Source organism: Rhodococcus sp. GA1 (assembly GCF_024321955.1).
In the GTDB taxonomy this organism is placed as follows: domain Bacteria; phylum Actinomycetota; class Actinomycetes; order Mycobacteriales; family Mycobacteriaceae; genus Rhodococcus; species Rhodococcus pyridinivorans.
Genome location: NZ_CP097186.1, coordinates 2,446,264 through 2,464,341 on the forward strand (window position 1 = coordinate 2,446,264; position 18,078 = coordinate 2,464,341).

16 protein-coding genes are annotated in these 18,078 nt (G+C 69.0%); 11 read left to right on the forward strand and 5 right to left on the reverse strand.

Annotation, left to right across the window (positions count from 1 at the left end):
* Nucleotides 1-54: 54 nt before the first annotated feature.
* From M3330_RS11445 to pknB, 6 genes are read left to right on the forward strand one after another with little or no spacing between them, the layout of a single operon-like run.
* Nucleotides 55-516: an FHA domain-containing protein gene (locus M3330_RS11445; RefSeq protein ID WP_006550946.1), complete on the forward strand. Its 462-nt coding sequence runs from the start codon at nucleotides 55-57 to the stop codon at nucleotides 514-516.
* Nucleotides 513-2,042, forward strand: a complete 1,530-nt coding sequence (locus M3330_RS11450) for a PP2C family serine/threonine-protein phosphatase (RefSeq protein ID WP_006550945.1) — start codon at nucleotides 513-515, stop codon at nucleotides 2,040-2,042. Before M3330_RS11445 ends, M3330_RS11450 begins: the two co-directional genes overlap by 4 nt.
* Nucleotides 2,042-3,490, forward strand: a complete 1,449-nt coding sequence (locus tag M3330_RS11455; protein ID WP_006550944.1) for an FtsW/RodA/SpoVE family cell cycle protein — start codon at nucleotides 2,042-2,044, stop codon at nucleotides 3,488-3,490. The genes M3330_RS11450 and M3330_RS11455 overlap by 1 nt, the downstream gene beginning before the upstream one ends.
* Nucleotides 3,487-4,971 carry a penicillin-binding protein 2 gene (locus M3330_RS11460; protein WP_006550943.1) on the forward strand — a complete coding sequence of 495 codons (1,485 nt, stop codon included), beginning with the start codon at nucleotides 3,487-3,489 and terminating at the stop codon, nucleotides 4,969-4,971. The genes M3330_RS11455 and M3330_RS11460 overlap by 4 nt, the downstream gene beginning before the upstream one ends.
* A 1-nt stretch (nucleotide 4,972) precedes the next feature.
* Nucleotides 4,973-6,538 (forward strand): serine/threonine-protein kinase, encoded by a 1,566-nt coding sequence (locus tag M3330_RS11465; protein WP_024102565.1) that lies wholly within the window; start codon nucleotides 4,973-4,975, stop codon nucleotides 6,536-6,538.
* Nucleotides 6,535-8,439, forward strand: a complete 1,905-nt coding sequence (gene pknB / locus M3330_RS11470; protein WP_231412465.1) for a Stk1 family PASTA domain-containing Ser/Thr kinase — start codon at nucleotides 6,535-6,537, stop codon at nucleotides 8,437-8,439. Before M3330_RS11465 ends, pknB begins: the two co-directional genes overlap by 4 nt.
* 66 nt (nucleotides 8,440-8,505) lie before the next feature.
* Here the strand turns inward: pknB and M3330_RS11475 are convergent, their stop codons facing one another.
* Nucleotides 8,506-9,168, reverse strand: coding sequence for an aminodeoxychorismate/anthranilate synthase component II (locus M3330_RS11475; protein ID WP_006550940.1), 663 nt, complete (start codon nucleotides 9,166-9,168; stop codon nucleotides 8,506-8,508).
* Nucleotides 9,169-9,400: 232 nt separating this feature from the next.
* Nucleotides 9,401-10,126 carry a DUF881 domain-containing protein gene (locus M3330_RS11480; RefSeq protein WP_039584449.1) on the reverse strand — a complete coding sequence of 242 codons (726 nt, stop codon included), beginning with the start codon at nucleotides 10,124-10,126 and terminating at the stop codon, nucleotides 9,401-9,403.
* A gap of 103 nt (nucleotides 10,127-10,229) precedes the next feature.
* On the opposite strand from M3330_RS11480, the gene crgA reads away from it, so the two are divergent.
* Nucleotides 10,230-10,493 (forward strand): cell division protein CrgA, encoded by a 264-nt coding sequence (gene crgA, locus M3330_RS11485; protein WP_006550938.1) that lies wholly within the window; start codon nucleotides 10,230-10,232, stop codon nucleotides 10,491-10,493.
* A 106-nt stretch (nucleotides 10,494-10,599) separates the two neighbouring features.
* A complete protein-coding gene (locus tag M3330_RS11490) occupies nucleotides 10,600-11,058 on the forward strand; it encodes a PH domain-containing protein (protein WP_039584447.1) in 459 nt (152 codons plus the stop codon).
* On the opposite strand, the gene M3330_RS11495 is transcribed toward M3330_RS11490, so the two are convergent.
* Both M3330_RS11495 and M3330_RS11500 read right to left on the reverse strand, forming a co-directional pair.
* The gene (locus M3330_RS11495; protein WP_006550936.1) at nucleotides 11,043-11,969 is read right to left on the reverse strand and encodes a rhomboid family intramembrane serine protease; all 927 of its coding nucleotides are present in this window, start codon (nucleotides 11,967-11,969) and stop codon (nucleotides 11,043-11,045) included. The genes M3330_RS11490 and M3330_RS11495 overlap by 16 nt on opposite strands.
* Nucleotides 11,970-11,979: 10 nt before the next feature.
* Entirely contained in the window at nucleotides 11,980-12,507 is a 528-nt protein-coding gene (locus tag M3330_RS11500) for a peptidylprolyl isomerase (protein ID WP_024102562.1), read from the reverse strand.
* Nucleotides 12,508-12,608: 101 nt separating this feature from the next.
* On the opposite strand from M3330_RS11500, the gene M3330_RS11505 reads away from it, so the two are divergent.
* Together M3330_RS11505 and M3330_RS11510 are read left to right on the forward strand one after the other, a co-directional pair.
* A complete protein-coding gene (locus M3330_RS11505; RefSeq protein ID WP_006550934.1) occupies nucleotides 12,609-13,073 on the forward strand; it encodes a hypothetical protein in 465 nt (154 codons plus the stop codon).
* Nucleotides 13,074-13,427: 354 nt separating this feature from the next.
* Nucleotides 13,428-15,383, forward strand: coding sequence for an acyl-CoA dehydrogenase family protein (locus tag M3330_RS11510; protein ID WP_255028762.1), 1,956 nt, complete (start codon nucleotides 13,428-13,430; stop codon nucleotides 15,381-15,383).
* 73 nt (nucleotides 15,384-15,456) lie between these two features.
* Here M3330_RS11510 and M3330_RS11515 read toward each other — a convergent pair whose 3' ends face one another.
* Nucleotides 15,457-16,749 (reverse strand): lipase family protein, encoded by a 1,293-nt coding sequence (locus M3330_RS11515; protein WP_039584445.1) that lies wholly within the window; start codon nucleotides 16,747-16,749, stop codon nucleotides 15,457-15,459.
* Nucleotides 16,750-16,964: 215 nt separating this feature from the next.
* On the opposite strand from M3330_RS11515, the gene M3330_RS11520 reads away from it, so the two are divergent.
* The gene (locus tag M3330_RS11520) at nucleotides 16,965-18,071 is read left to right on the forward strand and encodes a hypothetical protein (protein ID WP_006550931.1); all 1,107 of its coding nucleotides are present in this window, start codon (nucleotides 16,965-16,967) and stop codon (nucleotides 18,069-18,071) included.
* Nucleotides 18,072-18,078: the final 7 nt, after the last annotated feature.

Consider the following 18,078-nt stretch of genomic DNA (forward strand, 5'->3'; position numbering starts at 1 on the left):
GTGACCGCACGACCTGGAACACGACCGGTCGACTACCCCGAAGGAGGATGCACCGTGCAGGGGCTGATTCTGCAGCTGACCCGAGCGGGATTCCTCCTCCTGCTGTGGTTGTTCGTATGGGCGGTGTTGCGCACGCTCCGGTCCGACATCTACGCCGGTGCCGCGCGACCGCTCCCGCGTTACTCGCCCAAGCAGTCGGTGCTGCCGACGCTGAGCCGTAACAAGACCGCCAAGTACCTGGTGGTCACGCAGGGCGCGCTGGCCGGCACGAGGATCACGCTCGGCACCCAGCCGGTTCTGATCGGCCGTGCCGACGACTCCACACTCGTGCTGACCGACGACTACGCATCCACGCGCCACGCACGCCTGTCGCCACGAGGTTCCGACTGGTACGTCGAAGACCTGGGGTCGACGAACGGCACGTATCTCGACCGCGCGAAGGTCACCACCGCTGTCCGTGTCCCGCTCGGAACCCCGGTCCGGGTGGGCAAGACCGTGATCGAGCTCCGCCCGTGACCCTCGTACTCCGATATGCCGCCCGCAGCGATCGCGGCCTCGTGCGCTCCAACAACGAGGACTCCGTCTACGCCGGTGCCCGCCTGCTCGCCCTCGCCGACGGCATGGGCGGCCACGCGGCCGGTGAGGTCGCCTCACAGCTGATGATCGCGGCGCTCGCCCACCTCGACGACGACGAGCCGGGCGGCGACCTCCTCGGTAAGCTCGCCGCGGCCGTCCGCGAAGGCAACGCCTCCATCGCCGACCAGGTCGAGGAAGAGCCCGAACTCGACGGCATGGGCACGACGCTCACGGCCATCCTCTTCGCAGGCAGCAAACTCGGACTCGCCCACATCGGCGATTCCCGCGCCTATCTGCTGCGCGACGACCAGCTCACCCAGATCACCCGCGACGACACCTTCGTGCAGTCGCTCGTGGACGAGGGCCGCATCACCCCCGAGCAGGCGCACACGCACCCGCAACGGTCGTTGATCATGCGCGCCCTGACGGGCAGCGAGGTCGAACCGACCCTCACCGTGCGCGAGGCCCGCGCCGGCGACCGCTATCTGGTGTGCTCCGACGGCCTGTCCGACGTCGTCAGCGACGAGACGATCGCCGACACCATGCGGCAGGGCACGCACGACGAGTGCGCCGACCGGCTCATCGAGCTGGCGCTGCGCAGCGGCGGCCCCGACAACGTCACCGTGGTCGTCGCCGACGTGATCGATCTCGACTACGGCCAGTCGCATCCCATCGTCGCCGGAGCGGCATCCGCGGACGACGACGAGGACACTCCCCCGCCGAACACCGCAGCGGGTCGCGCCGCCGCAATGCGGCCACCGCGCGCCACCCCGAAGCGGGTCATCAACAAGGCCCCGGAACCGGCGCCGAAGAAGAAGCGCAGCCGCCTGTGGTGGCCGGTCGCCGCCGTCGTGATCATCGCGGTGCTGGTCGGTGGCCTGTTCGTCGGCCGCCAGCTGATCCGCAACAACTACTACGTCGGCGCCGACGACGGTCGCGTGACCGTGCTGCGCGGTATCCCCGGCGACGTCTTCGGTTACTCGCTGCAGGAGGCCGCGCGCGTCGGGTGCGTCACCGACGAGGGCGACCTCACGCTCGTCGATCCGAACAGCGCGTCGTGCCGGGTCATGCTCGTCGACGACCTGTGGCCCGCCGCTCGCGAGCAGGTCCGTGCCGGGCTTCCGTCGGGGTCGCTCGACGACACCCGCGAGCAGATGCAGCGGCTCGCCGAACTGGACCTGCTGCCGGTGTGCACCCCGGAGGAACCCGAGCCCGCTCCCGCACCGGCCCCCGGCCCGGGAGAGCCGACGCCGACGCCCGGACCGAACGGCACCCCGCCCACCGAGACACCCACGGTGCAGCCGCCGGCGTCCGGTGAGCCGCAGCCGGGCCAACCGGCACCGGCCTCCCAGCCCGGCGAACTGCTTCCCGGCGAGCCGACTCCCGGCGAACCCGCTCCGAACACGGAGCCGGCTCCCGAGCCCGCGCCCCAGATCCCCGGTCAGAACTGCAGGGTGGGCGCCTGATGTCGGTGTCCCATGGTGTGGGGGACTTCCCGAGCCCTCCGGGAGGTTTCGCCCCGGCGCCCGTCCAGTCGACCCGGCGCAACACCGAACTGGCCCTGATCGTCGCGGCCATCGGTGTCACGACGGTGTCGCTCATGCTCGTCGAGGTCTCGATGGAGCAGGCGCTGACCCTCGACCTGCTCAAGTACGGGGTGACCTTCGCTGCGCTGTTCCTCGCCGCGCACCTCGCGGTCCGGCGCTTCGCGAAGTACGCCGATCCCCTGCTGTTGCCGATAGTCGCGCTGCTCAACGGTCTCGGACTCGTGCTCATCCACCGGCTCGACCTGTCCGATCAGGAGAACGCCCGTTACATGGGCCTGCCGCCGCCGTCGCCCGATGCGACGCAGCAGGTGCTGTGGACGGCGCTCGGCATCGCGCTGTTCATCGTCGTGCTCGTGTTCCTGCACGACTACCGTCTGCTCGCGCGGTTCAGCTACACGCTCGGTCTCATCGGCCTGATCGCACTCGCGATCCCGGCCCTGCTGCCGAGCAGGTTCTCCGAGGTCAACGGCGCCAAGATCTGGATCCGGCTGCCCGGTTTCAGCATCCAGCCCGGCGAGTTCGCGAAGATCCTGCTGATCATCTTCTTCGCATCGGTCCTGGTGGCGAAGCGCGACCTGTTCACCACCGCAGGCAAGCACTTCCTGGGGATGGACTTCCCCCGCGCCCGCGATCTCGGCCCGATCCTGGCGGCCTGGATCATCTCGATCGGTGTGATGGTCTTCGAGAAGGACCTCGGCACGTCGCTGCTGCTGTTCACCACCGTGCTGGTGATGCTCTACATCGCGACCGAACGTGTCGGCTGGCTGATCATCGGATTCTCGTTGCTCGCCGTCGGCTTCTACGCGGCGTACCAGATGTTCGGTCACGTGCGGGTGCGCGTGGAGACCTGGCTCGATCCGCTCGCCGACTACAACAACACCGGCTACCAGATCTCCCAGTCGCTGTTCGGTCTCGCGACCGGCGGGGTCGCCGGCACCGGTCTGGGCAGCGGGCGGCCGGGGCAGGTGCCGTTCGCGAAGACCGACTTCATCGTCGCCGCGATCGGTGAGGAACTCGGCCTGATCGGCCTGGCCGCCATCCTGCTGTTGTTCCTGATCCTCGTCGTCCGCGGCATGCGCACGGCGCTGGCGGTGCGCGACAGCTTCGGCAAGCTGCTCGCCGCCGGCCTGTCGTTCACCCTCGCCGTCCAGCTGTTCGTGGTGGTCGGCGGTGTCACGAAGTTGATCCCCCTGACCGGCCTGACCACACCGTTCGTGTCCTACGGTGGTTCGTCGCTGCTCGCAAACTATCTGCTCCTGGCTCTGTTGATGAAGATCTCGCACGCTGCCCGCCAACCCGCGATCCCCCGTAAGAAGGCGCCCACGCCGATCGCCGAGGCCAAGACGGAAATGATGGGGCGCGAATGAACGGTCCGCTCCGCAAGGTCGCGATGGCCGTGATGTTCATGGTCGTCGCGCTGCTCGCAAACGCCACCTACGTGCAGGTCATCAAGGCCGACGATCTCCGTACCGATCCGCGCAACTCGCGTGTGCTGATCGACGAGTACTCCCGTCAGCGCGGACAGATCGTCGCGGCCGGTCAGGCTCTCGCGGTGTCGGTGCCCACCGACAGCCGCTACAAGTACCTGCGCGAATACCCGGCGCCGCCGACCCAGCCGATGAGCCCGCTGGCCTACGCGCCAGTGACCGGCTTCTACTCGATGCAATACGGCAGCACCGGACTCGAACGGTCCGAGGATTCGCTGCTCAACGGTTCCGACAACCTGCTGTTCGGACGTCGACTGTTCGACCTGGTGTCGGGCCGCAACCCACGCGGCGGAAACGTCGTGTCCACGATCGATCCGGTCGTTCAGCAGGTGGCCTACGACGAGCTGACCTCGAAGGGTTACACGGGCTCGGTGGTCGCGATCGAACCGAGCACCGGCAGGATCCTCGGGATGGTGAGCACGCCGAGTTACGACCCCAACCGGTTGTCGGGACACGACGGCGCCGCGACCTCGCAGGCCTGGGACGAGCTCAACGCCGATCCCGAGAAGCCGATGCTCAACCGCGCGATCTCCCAGACCTACCCTCCGGGCTCGACCTTCAAGGTCGTCGTGACGGCGGCCGCGCTCGAGAACGGCGTCACCCCCGACACGCAGTTCACCGCAGCGCCGCAGATCACCCTGCCCGACACCGCGACGACCCTCGAGAACTACGGCGGGGCCGCGTGCGGCGACGCATCGACGGTGACGCTGCGGGAGGCGTTCGCGCGGTCGTGCAACACGGCCTTCGTCGAGATGGGCATCGACGACGGACGCGAGGCCCTGGTCTCGCAGGCGGAGAAGCTCGGCATCGGCGAGACCCTCGACGTCCCGCTGCCCGTCGCGGCGAGCACCGTCGGCCCCATCCCGGACGGCGCGGCACTCGGCCAGTCGAGCATCGGCCAGCGGGATGTGGCCCTCACTCCGTTGCAGAACGCGTCGATCGCCGCGACCATCGCCAACGGCGGGGTGCGCATGAAGCCGTATCTCGTCGACCGTCGGCAGGGGCCCGACCTGACGGTGCTCGAGGAGACCAAGCCCGAATCGCTGGGCCAGGCGATCTCGCCGGAGGTCTCGGCGACCCTCACCGACCTGATGATCGGTGCCGAGAACAACGCCGGCGGTGGCGGTGCCATCCAGGGTGTGCAGATCGCGTCGAAGACGGGCACCGCGGAACACGGCAACGATCCGCGGAACACCCCGCCGCACACCTGGTACATCGCATTCGCACCTGCACAACAACCCCGCATCGCCGTCGCGGTGATCGTGGAGGACGGCGGCGACCGAGCACTCGCCGCGACCGGCGGTTCGGTGGCCGCCCCGATCGGACGGGCCGTCATCTCGGCCGGATTACAGGGAGGCTGACATGGCTCTGAGCAGCGGCGCCATGATCGCCGACCGTTACCGTCTCCAGCGACTCATCGCGACCGGCGGAATGGGTCAGGTGTGGGAAGGACTCGACACCCGGCTCGACCGGCGGGTCGCGGTGAAGGTCCTCAAGGCCGAGTTGTCCGGCGACGAGGACTTCCTCGCCCGGTTCCGTTTCGAGGCCCGCACCACCGCCCAGCTCAACCATCCCGGCATCGCCGGGGTGTTCGACTACGGCGAGACCACCGACGCCGAGGGCCAGTCCATCGCCTATCTCGTGATGGAACTCGTACACGGCGAACCGCTCAACGCCGTCCTGTCGCGGCTCGGACGCCTGTCGCTGCCGCACGCGCTCGACATGCTCGAGCAGACCGGACGCGCCCTGCAGGCGGCCCACAACGCCGGCGTGGTGCACCGCGACGTCAAGCCCGGCAACATCCTCATCACCCCGACGGGCCAGGTGAAGATCACCGACTTCGGTATCGCGAAGGCAGTCGACGCCTCCCCGGTCACCCGCACCGGCATGGTGATGGGCACCGCACAGTACATCGCTCCCGAGCAGGCACTGGGTCAGGAGGCGACGTCCGCGAGCGACGTGTACTCGCTGGCCGTCGTCGGCTACGAGGTGCTGTCGGGACGCCGTCCGTTCCTCGGCGACAGCGTCGTGACCGTCGCGATGAAGCATGTCCAGGAGACCCCGGCGCCGCTGCCGACGGATCTTCCGCCCGAGGTGCGCGAACTCATCGAGATCGCGATGTCGAAGGACCCGGCCTACCGCTATTCGAACGGTGGCGAATTCGCCAACGCCGTCGCTGCGGTGCGGTCCGGACGGCCCGTGCCCCCGCCCGGCAACGTGCCGCCGGTGACCAGCGCCAACCGCGTGCTTCCGCCCGGCGTGCCCGGCACGACGGCCCACACTTCTTCGACCCGTGCCCTGCACCCGACGCAGTACGACCAGACGGCCTATTCGTCGGTTCCCCGCTCGGCTCAGCCGCCGACCGCCGGCCGTCCGCCGGTGGCAGGTCCGCCGACTACGGGAGTGCCCGCCGACGATGACGGACGACGGTCCCCGAGTCCCACAGCGCTGGCCTGGGCCGCAGGTGCGGCAGTGGTGCTCGCCCTCGTGACGCTGGGAATCGTGCTGTTGGGTGGCGACGACGAGGAGACCCCGCGCGCTCCGTCTCCGACGACGCAACTCACCACGACCCGCGCGACCACCACGACGACCCGTCCGCCGCTGACCACCACGACGACGTTCGTGCCGCTGCCGCCGCCCGTCGAGACGGAGACCTTCACGCCTCCTCCGACCACGACGACGACGCAGCCGCCGACGACCACGGTGGAGCCGACGACCGAGCCGACCACGACGCAACCGCCCACCACCACGACCGCCCCGACCACGACGACGACCACCACCACAGCGGAGGACACGGGTGGCGGCGACGGCGGCACGGGCGGCGCGGAGGGTAACGGCGACGACGAGACCGACCCCGAGGCCGCCGGTGGAGGGGACGACAATTCATCCGAAACCAGCAACGGTACGAACAACCAAGGAACGTCATGACCACACCCCGCAAGCTCTCCTCCCGCTACGAGCTGGGTGAGATCCTCGGCTTCGGCGGTATGTCCGAGGTGCACCTCGCGCGGGATCTGCGGCTCGGCCGGGATGTGGCCATCAAGGTGTTGCGCGCCGACCTCGCACGCGACCCCACGTTCTACCTGCGCTTTCGGCGCGAAGCGCAGAATGCCGCTGCGCTGAACCATCCGGCGATCGTCGCCGTCTACGACACCGGTGAGGCCGAGACCGAGGCCGGGCCGCTCCCGTACATCGTCATGGAGTACGTCGAGGGCGACACGCTGCGCGACATCGTGCGCGCCGACGGGCCGATGACCCCCAAGCGGGCGATGGAGATCATCGCCGACGTGTGCGCGGCCCTGGACTTCAGCCACCGCAACATGATCGTGCACCGCGACGTGAAGCCGGCCAACGTCATGATCAACAAGGCCGGCGCGGTGAAGGTCATGGACTTCGGCATCGCCCGGGCCATCTCCGACGCCGCGAGCCCGATGACGCAGACCGCCGCGGTGATCGGCACCGCACAGTACCTCTCCCCGGAGCAGGCGCGCGGTGAACAGGTCGACGCCCGGTCCGACGTGTACTCGGTGGGCTGCGTCCTGTTCGAGATCCTCACCGGCGAGCCCCCCTTCAAAGGCGACTCGCCCGTCGCGGTGGCCTACCAGCACGTGCGGGAGGATCCGCCGCTGCCGTCATCGGTGAATTCGTCGGTGCCGCCCGAGCTCGACTCGGTGATCCTCAAGGCGATGGCGAAGAACCCCGCGAACCGCTACCAGTCGGCCGCGGAGATGCGCAGCGACCTGATCCGCGTGCTGAGCGGGCAGCGTCCGAGTGCGCCGATGGTGATGACCGACGAGGACCGCACGACGCTGATCGACTCCGTCGACAACAACACGGGGCGGCACAGCCGCGTCGCGGCCGCCGGTGCCGCCGGGGCACCCGCCGAGGATTCCGGCGGCGGCTCAGTTCTCAAAAAGGTGCTGCTCGGCATCGCCGCGCTCGCCGTGGTCGGTATCGTCGGCGTCTTCCTGTGGTCGCTCGGACCCGGTTCGACGGCCGCCCAGGTCACGGTGCCCGACGTCCGCAACGTCTCCGCCGAGCTCGCCGAGAGCCAGCTGCAGAACGCCGGCTTCCGGGTCTCGATCCAGCAGAAGAGCGATCCGGTCGTCGCGAACGGCAACGTCATCAACACCCGTCCCGTGCCCGGGAGCCAGGCCGAGGAGGGTTCGACCGTCACCCTCGAGGTCTCGACAGGACCGGAACAGGTGCAGATCCCGCGGCTCGAAGGCATGACGCAGGAACGCGCAGCCCAGGAGCTGTCCGCCGCCGGTCTCCGGCTCGACCCCAACGTCGGACGTGCTCCGTCGAATGCCGACGACGAGGACCTCGTCGTCGACCAGAGCCCCGGTGCGGGAGCCAGCGTCGACCGCGACAGCCCCATCACCATCACTTTGGGATCCGGCCCCGAACTGGTGCGCGTCCCCAACGTCGTGGGCCAAACCGTCGAGGTGGCGAGCGACAACATCGAGGGTGCCGGTTTCGAGGTCGTCGTCGAGAACATCGACTCCAGCGAGACCGAGGGCACCGTCGTCTCGACGAGTCCGGCCGGTGGCGCCTCCACCGAACAGGGGTCGACGGTGACGGTGCGGGTGTCCAACGGCGACCGCATCGAGATGCCCGTCGTCACCAACCGGTCGGTGTCGGATGCACTCGCCGCTCTGCGCGGCGCCGGCTGGACGGGCAACGCCTCTCAGCTCCAGCAGACGCGTGAGGCGACACTCGATGTCGATCTCGTCGGCACCGTGATCACGCAGGCCCAGCCGCCGGGTTCGGAGATCTCGAAAAACCAGCCCCTCACCGTGGGCGTCGGTGTGCTCGGCATCCGCTGAACGAGCTTTCGACGAAAGGCGCCGATCCTCGAAGGACCGGCGCCTTTCTCGTCGGAAATGGGTGCGTCAGGCGGCTCCGCCGTCGAGCGCGCGTGCCATCTGCGCCTCGAGGCGCGCGACGAGCGTCTCGTCCGGTGCCTCGCCGCAGGCCGCGAGCCAGTTCGCGAGCATGCGGTGACCGCCCTGGGTGAGCACCGATTCGGGGTGGAACTGCACACCGTGGATCGGCAGCTCGGCGTGACGCAGGGCCATGACGATGCCGGTCTCCGTGTGGCCGGTGGGCTCGAGTTCGGCGGGCATCGTCTCGGGCAGCACGGTCAGCGAGTGGTAGCGGGTCGCGGTGAACGGATCGGGCAGGCCCGCGAGCACACCGGCACCATTGTGACGAACCAGGCTGGTCTTGCCGTGCAGCAGCTCGGGGGCGCGATCGACGGTCGCGCCGAACGCGACACCGATGGACTGGTGGCCGAGGCACACACCGAGCAGCGGAGTGCTGCTGTCGGCACATGCCTTGACCAGATCGATGCTCGCCCCGGCGCGTTCGGGTGTGCCCGGCCCTGGGCTGAGGAGGATGCCGTCGTACTCCTTCGCGACCCGCGCGAGAGCACCCGGTGCGGTGAGCCGCTCGTCATCGTTGCGCCACACGTCGGCCGTCGTTCCGAGCTGCCCCAGATACTGGACCAGGTTGAAGACGAAGCTGTCGTAGTTGTCGACGACGAGAATGCGCATGAGACGAGGGTACTCAGTGGCCGGTAGAGGGCGACCCGCCCGGTGGCCGGTAGAGGGCGACCCGCCCGGTGGCCGGTAGAGGGCGACCCGCCCGGTGGCCGGTAGAGGGCGACCCGCCCGGTGGCCGGTAGAGGGCGACCCGCCCGGTGGCCGGCAGAGGGCGACCCGCCCGGTGGCCGGCAGAGGGCGACCCGCCCGGTGGCCCGATTCGGACAGTGCTCCCGGGCACCGCTCAGCGCGCGGACGAACTACCGGTGTAGGCGGGGACCGACAGATCCTCCGACGCCTGCTGCGTGTAGCCGAGTTGATAGCGGGCCGCGTACTGCTTGTAGATGCGGATACCGGGCTCGGCGTCGAGCGCGGCCTGCAGCCGTGCCGGGTCGCCGAGCGCGGTGACGACATAGGGCGGTGAGTAGGTGCGTCCGTGCAGCAGCAGCGTGTTGCCGATGCAGCGTGGCGCCGACGTCGCGACGATCCGCTGATCCTGCATGGCCACGGCCTCGGCACCGCCGGCCCACATCGCGTTGAGCACGCTCTGCACGTCCTGCTGGTGCACGACGAGATCGTCGGGTGAGGCACCGGACGGATAGCGTCCGTTGGCGTCGCGGGGTGCGTCGGTGAGAGTGACGGTCACACCCGGACCGCGGCGGGCCACGAGTCCGGCCGGGTCCTCGATCGCGGACAGGTCGTCGAGCACCGCGGCGACGTCCTCGTCGTTCACCGCGGCACGGTCCTGGAGTTCGTCGATGCGGGTAGTGAGATCGTCTCGGGTGGCGGCCAGTTCGTCGGCCTTCTCCTGCGCGGCCCGGACCAGATCGGACAGTCGCGGGGAGTCGCCGGCGCGCAGTTCGTCGCCTTCGGACACTCCGCGAGTGGTACCCACGAGCAGACCGGCCACGAGGCAGACGGCGAGGGTCGCGACACCCCACACGGGCGCGCGCAGTCGTCGTTCCGACACGTCGTACCTCCGATCCTGGCCTTACGTTAGCGTGATCTCAACAGGTAGTTGACCGACCACTCCATCCGTGTACGACGGGTGGAGACGTGAGAACGAGGACACCATGCCCAAGTCGAAGGTTCGCAAGAAGGACGTCTCCGCGACCCGGACGGTGAGCCGCACACCGGTGAAGGTCAAGGGCACGCCGTCGAGCACGTTGTACGTGACGGTGATGCTCGCCCTGATGGTCATCGGGTTGCTGTGGCTGATCGTCTACTACCTCGCGGCCGAGCAGATCACATGGATGAACGATCTCGGTGCCTGGAACTTCCTGATCGGTTTCGGGTTCATGGTGGTCGGTCTGATCATGACGATGAACTGGCGCTGACCTCCACCCCGCTCGGGTTACACCGATGTTATTCATCCCCACCTGGGGATAACACTGTGCACAACCGGTGAGAGGTCCCCGGGGAACGGATCGGAAGAGGACGCAGATGCCCGACGAGACACCGCTGCGGTGGGCGACGCCGCCCGCCGCGATAGCGGCGTTGTCGGCCGCCGGTATCGCCTTGGCCGTGACCGCCGCGGTTGCGGTTCCCGACGCGGCCGGTCGCGTACTGGTGGGTTTCGCGGCGGTGCTCGTCCTCGTGATGGTCGCGCTCGCGCTGCGGCAGCGTCCGCGTCTCGAAGTGCTTCCCGGAGGAACGGGGATCGCGACGATGCGGTTGACGGGTCGTCGCGAGTTCCCGCGCGCGGCCCTGCACCGCGTGCGGATCGTCGAGTACACGCGCTTCGGGCGGCGCGTGCCGATGCTCGAGATCGACACGATCGACCCCGCGACCGGCACGGAGAACCTGATGATCTTCGGCCGGTGGGATCTGGGCACCGACCCGCGGAAGGTGCACGCCGCGCTGGCCATGCGCGATCTCGCGCCCGATCAGACACCCAGTTGATCGCGTAGCCGCACGACGGCGAGCACGATCGCGACCAGCGTCACCGCGACGACCGCGACCAGCGCGATCCATCCGGTGCGCACGATGCGGTCCCGGTCGGTGCCGGCACCGAGATACTGCGGGGCGTAGAGCAGGGCCGCTGTCGCGGCGGCACCGGCGACGAGACCGCCCAGGTGACCCCACAGGGAGATGCCCGGGACGGTGATGCTGATGATCACGTTGAGGCCGACGATGGTCAGCACGGGTGCCGGGCTGCGACGCAGGCGCAGCAGGATGACGGCCTGCGCGCCGAGCAGACCGAAGACCGCTCCCGACGCTCCGGCGGTGACCGCTCCGGTCTCCATGAACATCACTGCGGCGGACCCGCCGAGGATCGACACGAGGTAGACCGAGAGGTACCGGGCGCGTCCGAGCACGAGTTCGGTGTCGCGTCCGATCACCCACAGGGCGAACATGTTGACGGCCAGATGGAGCAGGCCGAAGTGCAGGAATCCGCTGCCGAGGATCCGGATGTACTCGCCGTGCGCGGCGATGATGGGCGGCCACAACGCCCAGTCGAGGAACAGCGCCGAGCCCTGCTCGTTGGTCATCACGCTGCCCGACTGCGCGGCGGTGATGCCGAAGACGAGCACATTCAGCGCGATGAGCACGTACGTCACGATCGGCGAGGGCCGATCGGAACGGACGGGCGCGCCGGCGATGGTGCGGGCCTGCGGTGTCGACCGTTCGGCCGCGGCGACGCAGTCGACGCAGTGCTGACCGACCGAGGCGGGACGCAGGCACTCGGGGCACGCGGGCCGGCCGCATCGGGAGCAGGCGAGAAGGGTCGGGCGGTCGGGATGGCGAACGCACCGCGGCTGGGGTTGCGGGCCACCACCCTCGGCCGCGGAGCCCCAGCCGGGGTTCGTCATGGGAACTCTCTCAAGAGATGGTGATGCTGTTGATCACGACGTCGTCGACCGGGCGATCGGCGCGGTCGGTGGCGGTGGTCGCGATCGCGTCGACGACCTTCTTCGACTCGGCGTCGACGACCTCACCGAAGATGGTGTGGCGACGGTTGAGGTGCGGGGTCGGGCCGACGGTGATGAAGAACTGCGAGCCGTTGGTGCCCGGGCCGGCGTTCGCCATCGCGAGCAGGTAGCCGCGGTCGAACTGCAGCTCGGGGTGGAACTCGTCGGCGAACTGGTAGCCCGGGCCGCCGCGGCCGGTGCCGGTGGGGTCGCCACCCTGGATCATGAAGCCGTCGATGACGCGGTGGAAGACCGCGCCGTCGTAGAACGGACCGCTGGTCTCGCCCTTGGCGTTCTGGGTCTTGTACTCCTTGGTGCCCTGAGCCAGGCCGACGAAGTTCTCGACGGTCTTCGGCGCGTGGTTGCCGAAAAGCGCAATCGCGATGTCGCCGCGGTTCGTGTGGAGCGTGGCCGTTGCTGTCTGATGCGGTGAAGTCACCCCACCATGGTGCCATTGCCCGCTTCCCGGGCAGGACAGGCGGCGCGGGACACGCTCTCCGGTCACGACCACAGGTCCGGGCGGTATGGAAGAGTGGACGCATGAGCAAGCTGATTCATGCCGAGACCGACGACGTGTGGCTTCCGGCATTCGTGCGACGTCACGACGAATCCGGCAATCTCGCGGGTGCTCTCCGCGTGGCCGGCGAGGGCGCGGTAGCTCTCGCGCAGGGCTCGAGTGCGGCCGGACTGTTCGCAGCACGCAAGGGTCTGGACGTCGCGGGCGAACTGCTCTCGGTGGCCCGGCGGGCCGCGGCCGAGCGGTGTGCCGCGAAGTCGTCCTCTCGTCCGGAGCGCACGGGCAGGCGGTTCGGTCTCGTCGTCGCCGGCGCGGTTGCCGTCGTGGCCGCAGGCGGGGTCGTGTTCTACCGGCGACGACGGCCGGATCACCCTCCGATCGCTCCGGAACCGCCGCGCGTGCGGCCCGCGGAGTCCGCGGCGACGACGACCGACGAGGCCGCCTCGACGCCGGTCTCCCCCGAGTCCACCGACACCTCGGAGGCCTGATCGCCGTCCGCGGTGCCGAATTCTCGTTCCGCCGATCGGATCTCGCGGTCGACGATGAGGCACGCCGCGAAGTAGAGCGCGCCGAGGAAAGTGAGCAGGACGGGGACGAAGGCCAGGAATTCCATGGCCACCTCCGTTCCGATCCGCGATGGGGATCGGCGAGTGACGGGCGGGGCACGTCGTCGGTGACTATTCGAGCGTAGGCGCGTCCGGGAGTACCCGCACGTCCCCGACGACTTCCGCGGTAGTGATCTAGTTCACATCCGACTGCTTCATGATCGACTCGGCCGAACCTGTGATAAGAGGCACATCCGGGTGCATACTCACCAGTAGGCACGCGACCCGGAGGCAGTCATGGCAGAGAGCGCCGATGCCCGAACCCCACAGGTCACCGAGCGGCAGGCTCGTGAAGTAGCGGAGCAGGCGCGCGAATCCGAGTGGAACAAGCCGTCCTTCGCGAAGGAACTGTTCCTCGGACGGCTCACCCTCGACCTCGTCCACCCCTTCCCGCGACCGACACCCGACGAGGACTCCCGTACCGAGGAGTTCCTCGCACGCCTGCGCGCCGCGTGCAGTTCGATGGACGGCAGCCGCATCGAACGCGACGCGCGGATACCCGACGAATACGTCCGCGAGCTGGCCGAACTCGGCTGCTTCGGCATGAAGATCCCGCAGGAGTACGGCGGCCTCGGGCTGTCGCAGGTCGCCTACAACCGGGCCCTGACGGTCGTCGCCTGCGTGCATCCCAGCATCGGCGCGCTGCTGTCGGCCCATCAGTCGATCGGTGTGCCGGAACCGCTCGAGCTCGCCGGCACCCCTGAGCAGAAGCAGCGCTTCCTGCCGCGATGCGCGCGCGGCGCCATCTCGGCTTTCCTGCTCACCGAGCCCGACGTCGGGTCCGACCCCGCCCGACTCGCGTCCACCGCCATCCCGGTCGAGGACGGCAGCGCCTACGAACTCGAGGGCGTCAAGCTGTGGACGACCAACGGGGTGGTCGCCGAACTGCTCGTCGTCATGGCCCGCGTACCGGAGAGCGAGGGCCATCGCGGCGGGATCTCCGCCTTCGTCGTGGAAGCGGATTCACCCGGCATCACCGTCGAACGCCGCAACTCCTTCATGGGCCTGCGCGGCATCGAGAACGGCGTGACCCGGCTGCACAAGGTGCGGGTTCCGAAGGAGAACCTCATCGGACGTGAGGGCGATGGGCTGAAGATCGCGTTGACGACGCTCAACGCCGGTCGCCTCGCCATCCCCGCGATGTGCTCGGGTGCCGGCAAGTGGGCGCTGAAGATCGCCCGCGAATGGTCGTCGGAGCGGGTGCAGTGGGGCAAGCCGGTCGGTGAGCACGAGGCCGTCGCCGCGAAGATCTCGTTCATCGCCGCGACCACCTACGCACTCGAGTCCGTCGTCGAACTGTCGGGCCAGATGAACGACGAACAGCGCAACGACATCCGCATCGAGGCGGCACTGGCGAAGTTGTGGGCGAGCGAGATGGGATGCCTCATCGCCGACGAACTCGTGCAGATCCGCGGCGGACGCGGCTACGAGACCGCCGAGTCGCTGGCGGCGCGCGGCGAACGGGCCGTTCCCGCAGAGCAACTCGTCCGCGACCTGCGGATCAACCGCATCTTCGAGGGGTCGAGCGAGATCATGCGTCTCCTCGTCGCCCGCGAGGCGGTCGACGCCCACCTGCGCGCAGCCGGCGAACTCGCCGACCCCGATTCGACGGGCAAGGAGAAGGCGCAGGCCGCGGTACGGGCGAGCGGGTTCTACGCCCGATGGCTCCCGAAACTCGTCACCGGCAAGGGACAGCTACCGCGGACCTACAACGAATTCGGTTTTCTGGCAACACATCTGAGGTACATCGAACGCAGCTCGCGCAAGCTCGCCCGCTCGACCTTCTACGGGATGGCCCGCTGGCAGGCCGGACTCGAGAAGCGGGAGAACTTCCTCGGACGGATCGTCGACATCGGAGCCGAGCTGTTCGCCGCGACCGCCGTGTGCGTGCGCGCCGAACGGCAACGCGTCGACGGGAACCCGGGAGCCGACACGGCCTTCGAACTGGCCGACGCGTTCTGCAAGCAGTCGCGGCTGCGCGTGGAGAAGTTGTTCGACGCCCTGTGGACGAACACCGACGCCGAGGATCGTCGCACCGCGGCCGGCGTTCTCGAGGGCAGATACGAGTGGCTCGAGCGCGGTGTGCTCGATCCGAGCGAGGGCACCGGTCCGTGGATCTCCCGCTGGGAACCGGGCCCGTCGACCGAGACGAACGTCGCGCGCCGGATCATCGACACCCGTCACTCGGTGTAGACCCCGCACACGAATCCGGCCCGCACCCCCGGAAGGGAGTGCGGGCCGGATCGATTGCGGATTCGAAGGAGCGTCAGAAGGCTCCACAGTTCGACGGTGCGGGCTCACCGCGCAGTCGCGCTTCGATGTACGCGACGGAGTCGGGCAGTCCGCCGATCATGGGCACCGCATGGTTGATGATGAAGCCGGGCAGGATCGGCGGCGTCGTGTTGGGCAGGAACTGCACCGTCGCGCCCTGATCGCACCAGTCCAGCGCCAGCTGACGGCCCTGACCGTAGGGGACCGTGTCGTCCTGCGTGCCGTGCTGGAGGAGGACGGGCACGGCAGGCGTGCGGTTGCCGATGCGCTGCTCCGCGAGGATCTTCTGGACCTGGGGCAGGCGGTCGAGCACGACATCGAGGGGCTCACCCGTGCGGGTGTAGTCGCCGGTGCGCTGGAATGCGAAATTCGCCACCGTCTCCGGGACGCACTGGTTCGCCACGGCCGCGAGCATCTTGCGGCCGCGATCACTGATCTCGGCGTCGATCTCGTCGCGGATCTCCGGGTAGGCGTCGGCCAGACCGTTGATCGTGTACCCGATGGCACCGGTGAGCAGCGTGCCGTCGATCTGCTTCAACGTGGCCACGAGGTCGGCGGGCGGAGCACCCACGTAGGCGCCGACGAGGTTCAGTTCGGGGGCGTACTCGGGTGCGAGCTCGGCCGCAGCGCCCGACGCACCGCCGCCCTGCGAGTAACCGAAGAGGCCGACCGGGCTGTTCTCGGTCACCGACGCGTTCTCGAGCTTCAGCGCCGCGCGCACCGAGTCGAGCACCGCGTGGGCTTCGGCGGCGCGGTTCACGTAGGTGTGGTGCCCCGGCGTACCGAGACCGTCGTAGTCGGTGACGACCACGGCGATGCCGCGCAGCAGCAGCGCGTTGATCGACAGCACCTCGTACTCGGTGAAGAAGTCGAGGGGCGGATTATAGTTGACGAGCGCGCCGAGATTGCGGGACGGCGCGCACTGGTCACCCTGACCGTGGGTACCGACGGCCAGCGCGACGAGCGGCCGGTCGCCGGGACCGTTCCACGGCGTCGACGGCTCGATGTAGGTGCCGCTCACCGCGTCGGGTACGCCTTTGGCGTCGTTGCTGCGGTACAGCAGCTTGGTGCCCTGACCCGGGAAGATGCCGTCGGCGACCGGTGCGCGCAATGCCAGATCGGACGGTGCCGTGCGCAGGACGTCGCCGGGAGCACCCGTCGGCAGTGGGTCGGGCGGGAGATAGAAGTCCGTCTCGGCTCCCGCTGTCGCCGCGGTTCCGAGAATTCCGCCGGCAAGGACGGTCGTCGTCACCGCCGCGGCCATCCACTTCCGAGCGCGCCCCACCATGTTGTTCCTCCACCTGGATCCACCGGAACCGTGTGTCCCTCGTCACGGCGGTACGGACTGTAACACGTACTTACCGGAAAGTAAGGTCGGCACTTCCCTCCCTGTCTGCCACAATCGTTCTTCGCGCCCGAAGCGGTGCATTTGTCCGGCGCACCCGGAGCGAGTCGGGTCCTCGGCAGCACGACGGACGAGCAGCCTCTCGAGGAAGGGAAGACATGGCAATCGGTGTCGGCCTCCGGATCGGGCGAGTCGTGTCCACGGCGGTCATCGCATCCAACGAACCCGGCACTCCCGACCCTGTCGTCCTCGCCCGCGACTCCGTCCTGCACGTCGACCACGACGGCAACACGTCGCTCGGCAGCGTGGCGCACGGGGACGAAGCACGCACGATCGCGGGCTTCCTCACGCGGGTCGGCGACGCCTCGGGCATCACCGCGAGCGACGGTCGCATGTACCGCGCCGAGGACGCGATGGCCACCGCCATCCACTGCCTGTTGCGGGAGTGCCACCCGTTGCCGACCTTCGGCGGCATGGACCGGGACAGCGACCCCGGCTACGCCGCCACCTACCCGTCGCACTGGGATCCGGACACCATCGCGACCTTGCGTGCCGCCCTGGACTACGCGAATCTGCGGCACGTGGATCTCGTGTCCGACGCGCAGGCGGCCGCCGCCTGGTACGCCTCCGAGATCTCCGAGACCCCTGGCCAACTCGTGGGGGTCTTCCATCTCGACGACGGCGGCTCGACCGTCACCCTCGTACGCTCGGGCGTGCCCGCCGGCAAGGCCTACCGCACCCCCGCCCAGGGCGCACCGTCCCCGGCAGCCCAACTCGCCACGGCCCTCGGATCGTTCGGCTGGATACCGGACAATCTCGAGGCCGTCGTCGTCATGGGCGACGGTCTCGTCGCACGAGATCGCACCCACATCCAGGAGATCGCGAACAGCCTCGCCACGAAGCTCACGGTGCGCAGCCTCGTCGGGCCGGGCCCGGAACAGACGGCGGCGCTCGGCGCCGCGATCCTCGCGGCCGGATTCACGCCGGCACGCGAGACCAACAAGACCCGGATCGGACTTCCACCTTCCTACGACGAAACCGACGTACTCACCGGCGGTTTCGCTCGGCTGCGCGAACTCGAGGAGAGACGTCTCGGGGCCGAGAGCACCGCCGAGAACCGCGGAGCCGCGAGGAAGGAGGCCACACCCGTTCCGGTGCTCACCACGGGCACCGCAGACGAGAACACCGGCAACACGAGAACGGTCGTCATCGGGGTGGTCGCCGTTCTCGTGCTGATCGCGATCCTCGCCGGCATGCTGCTCTGATCGATCT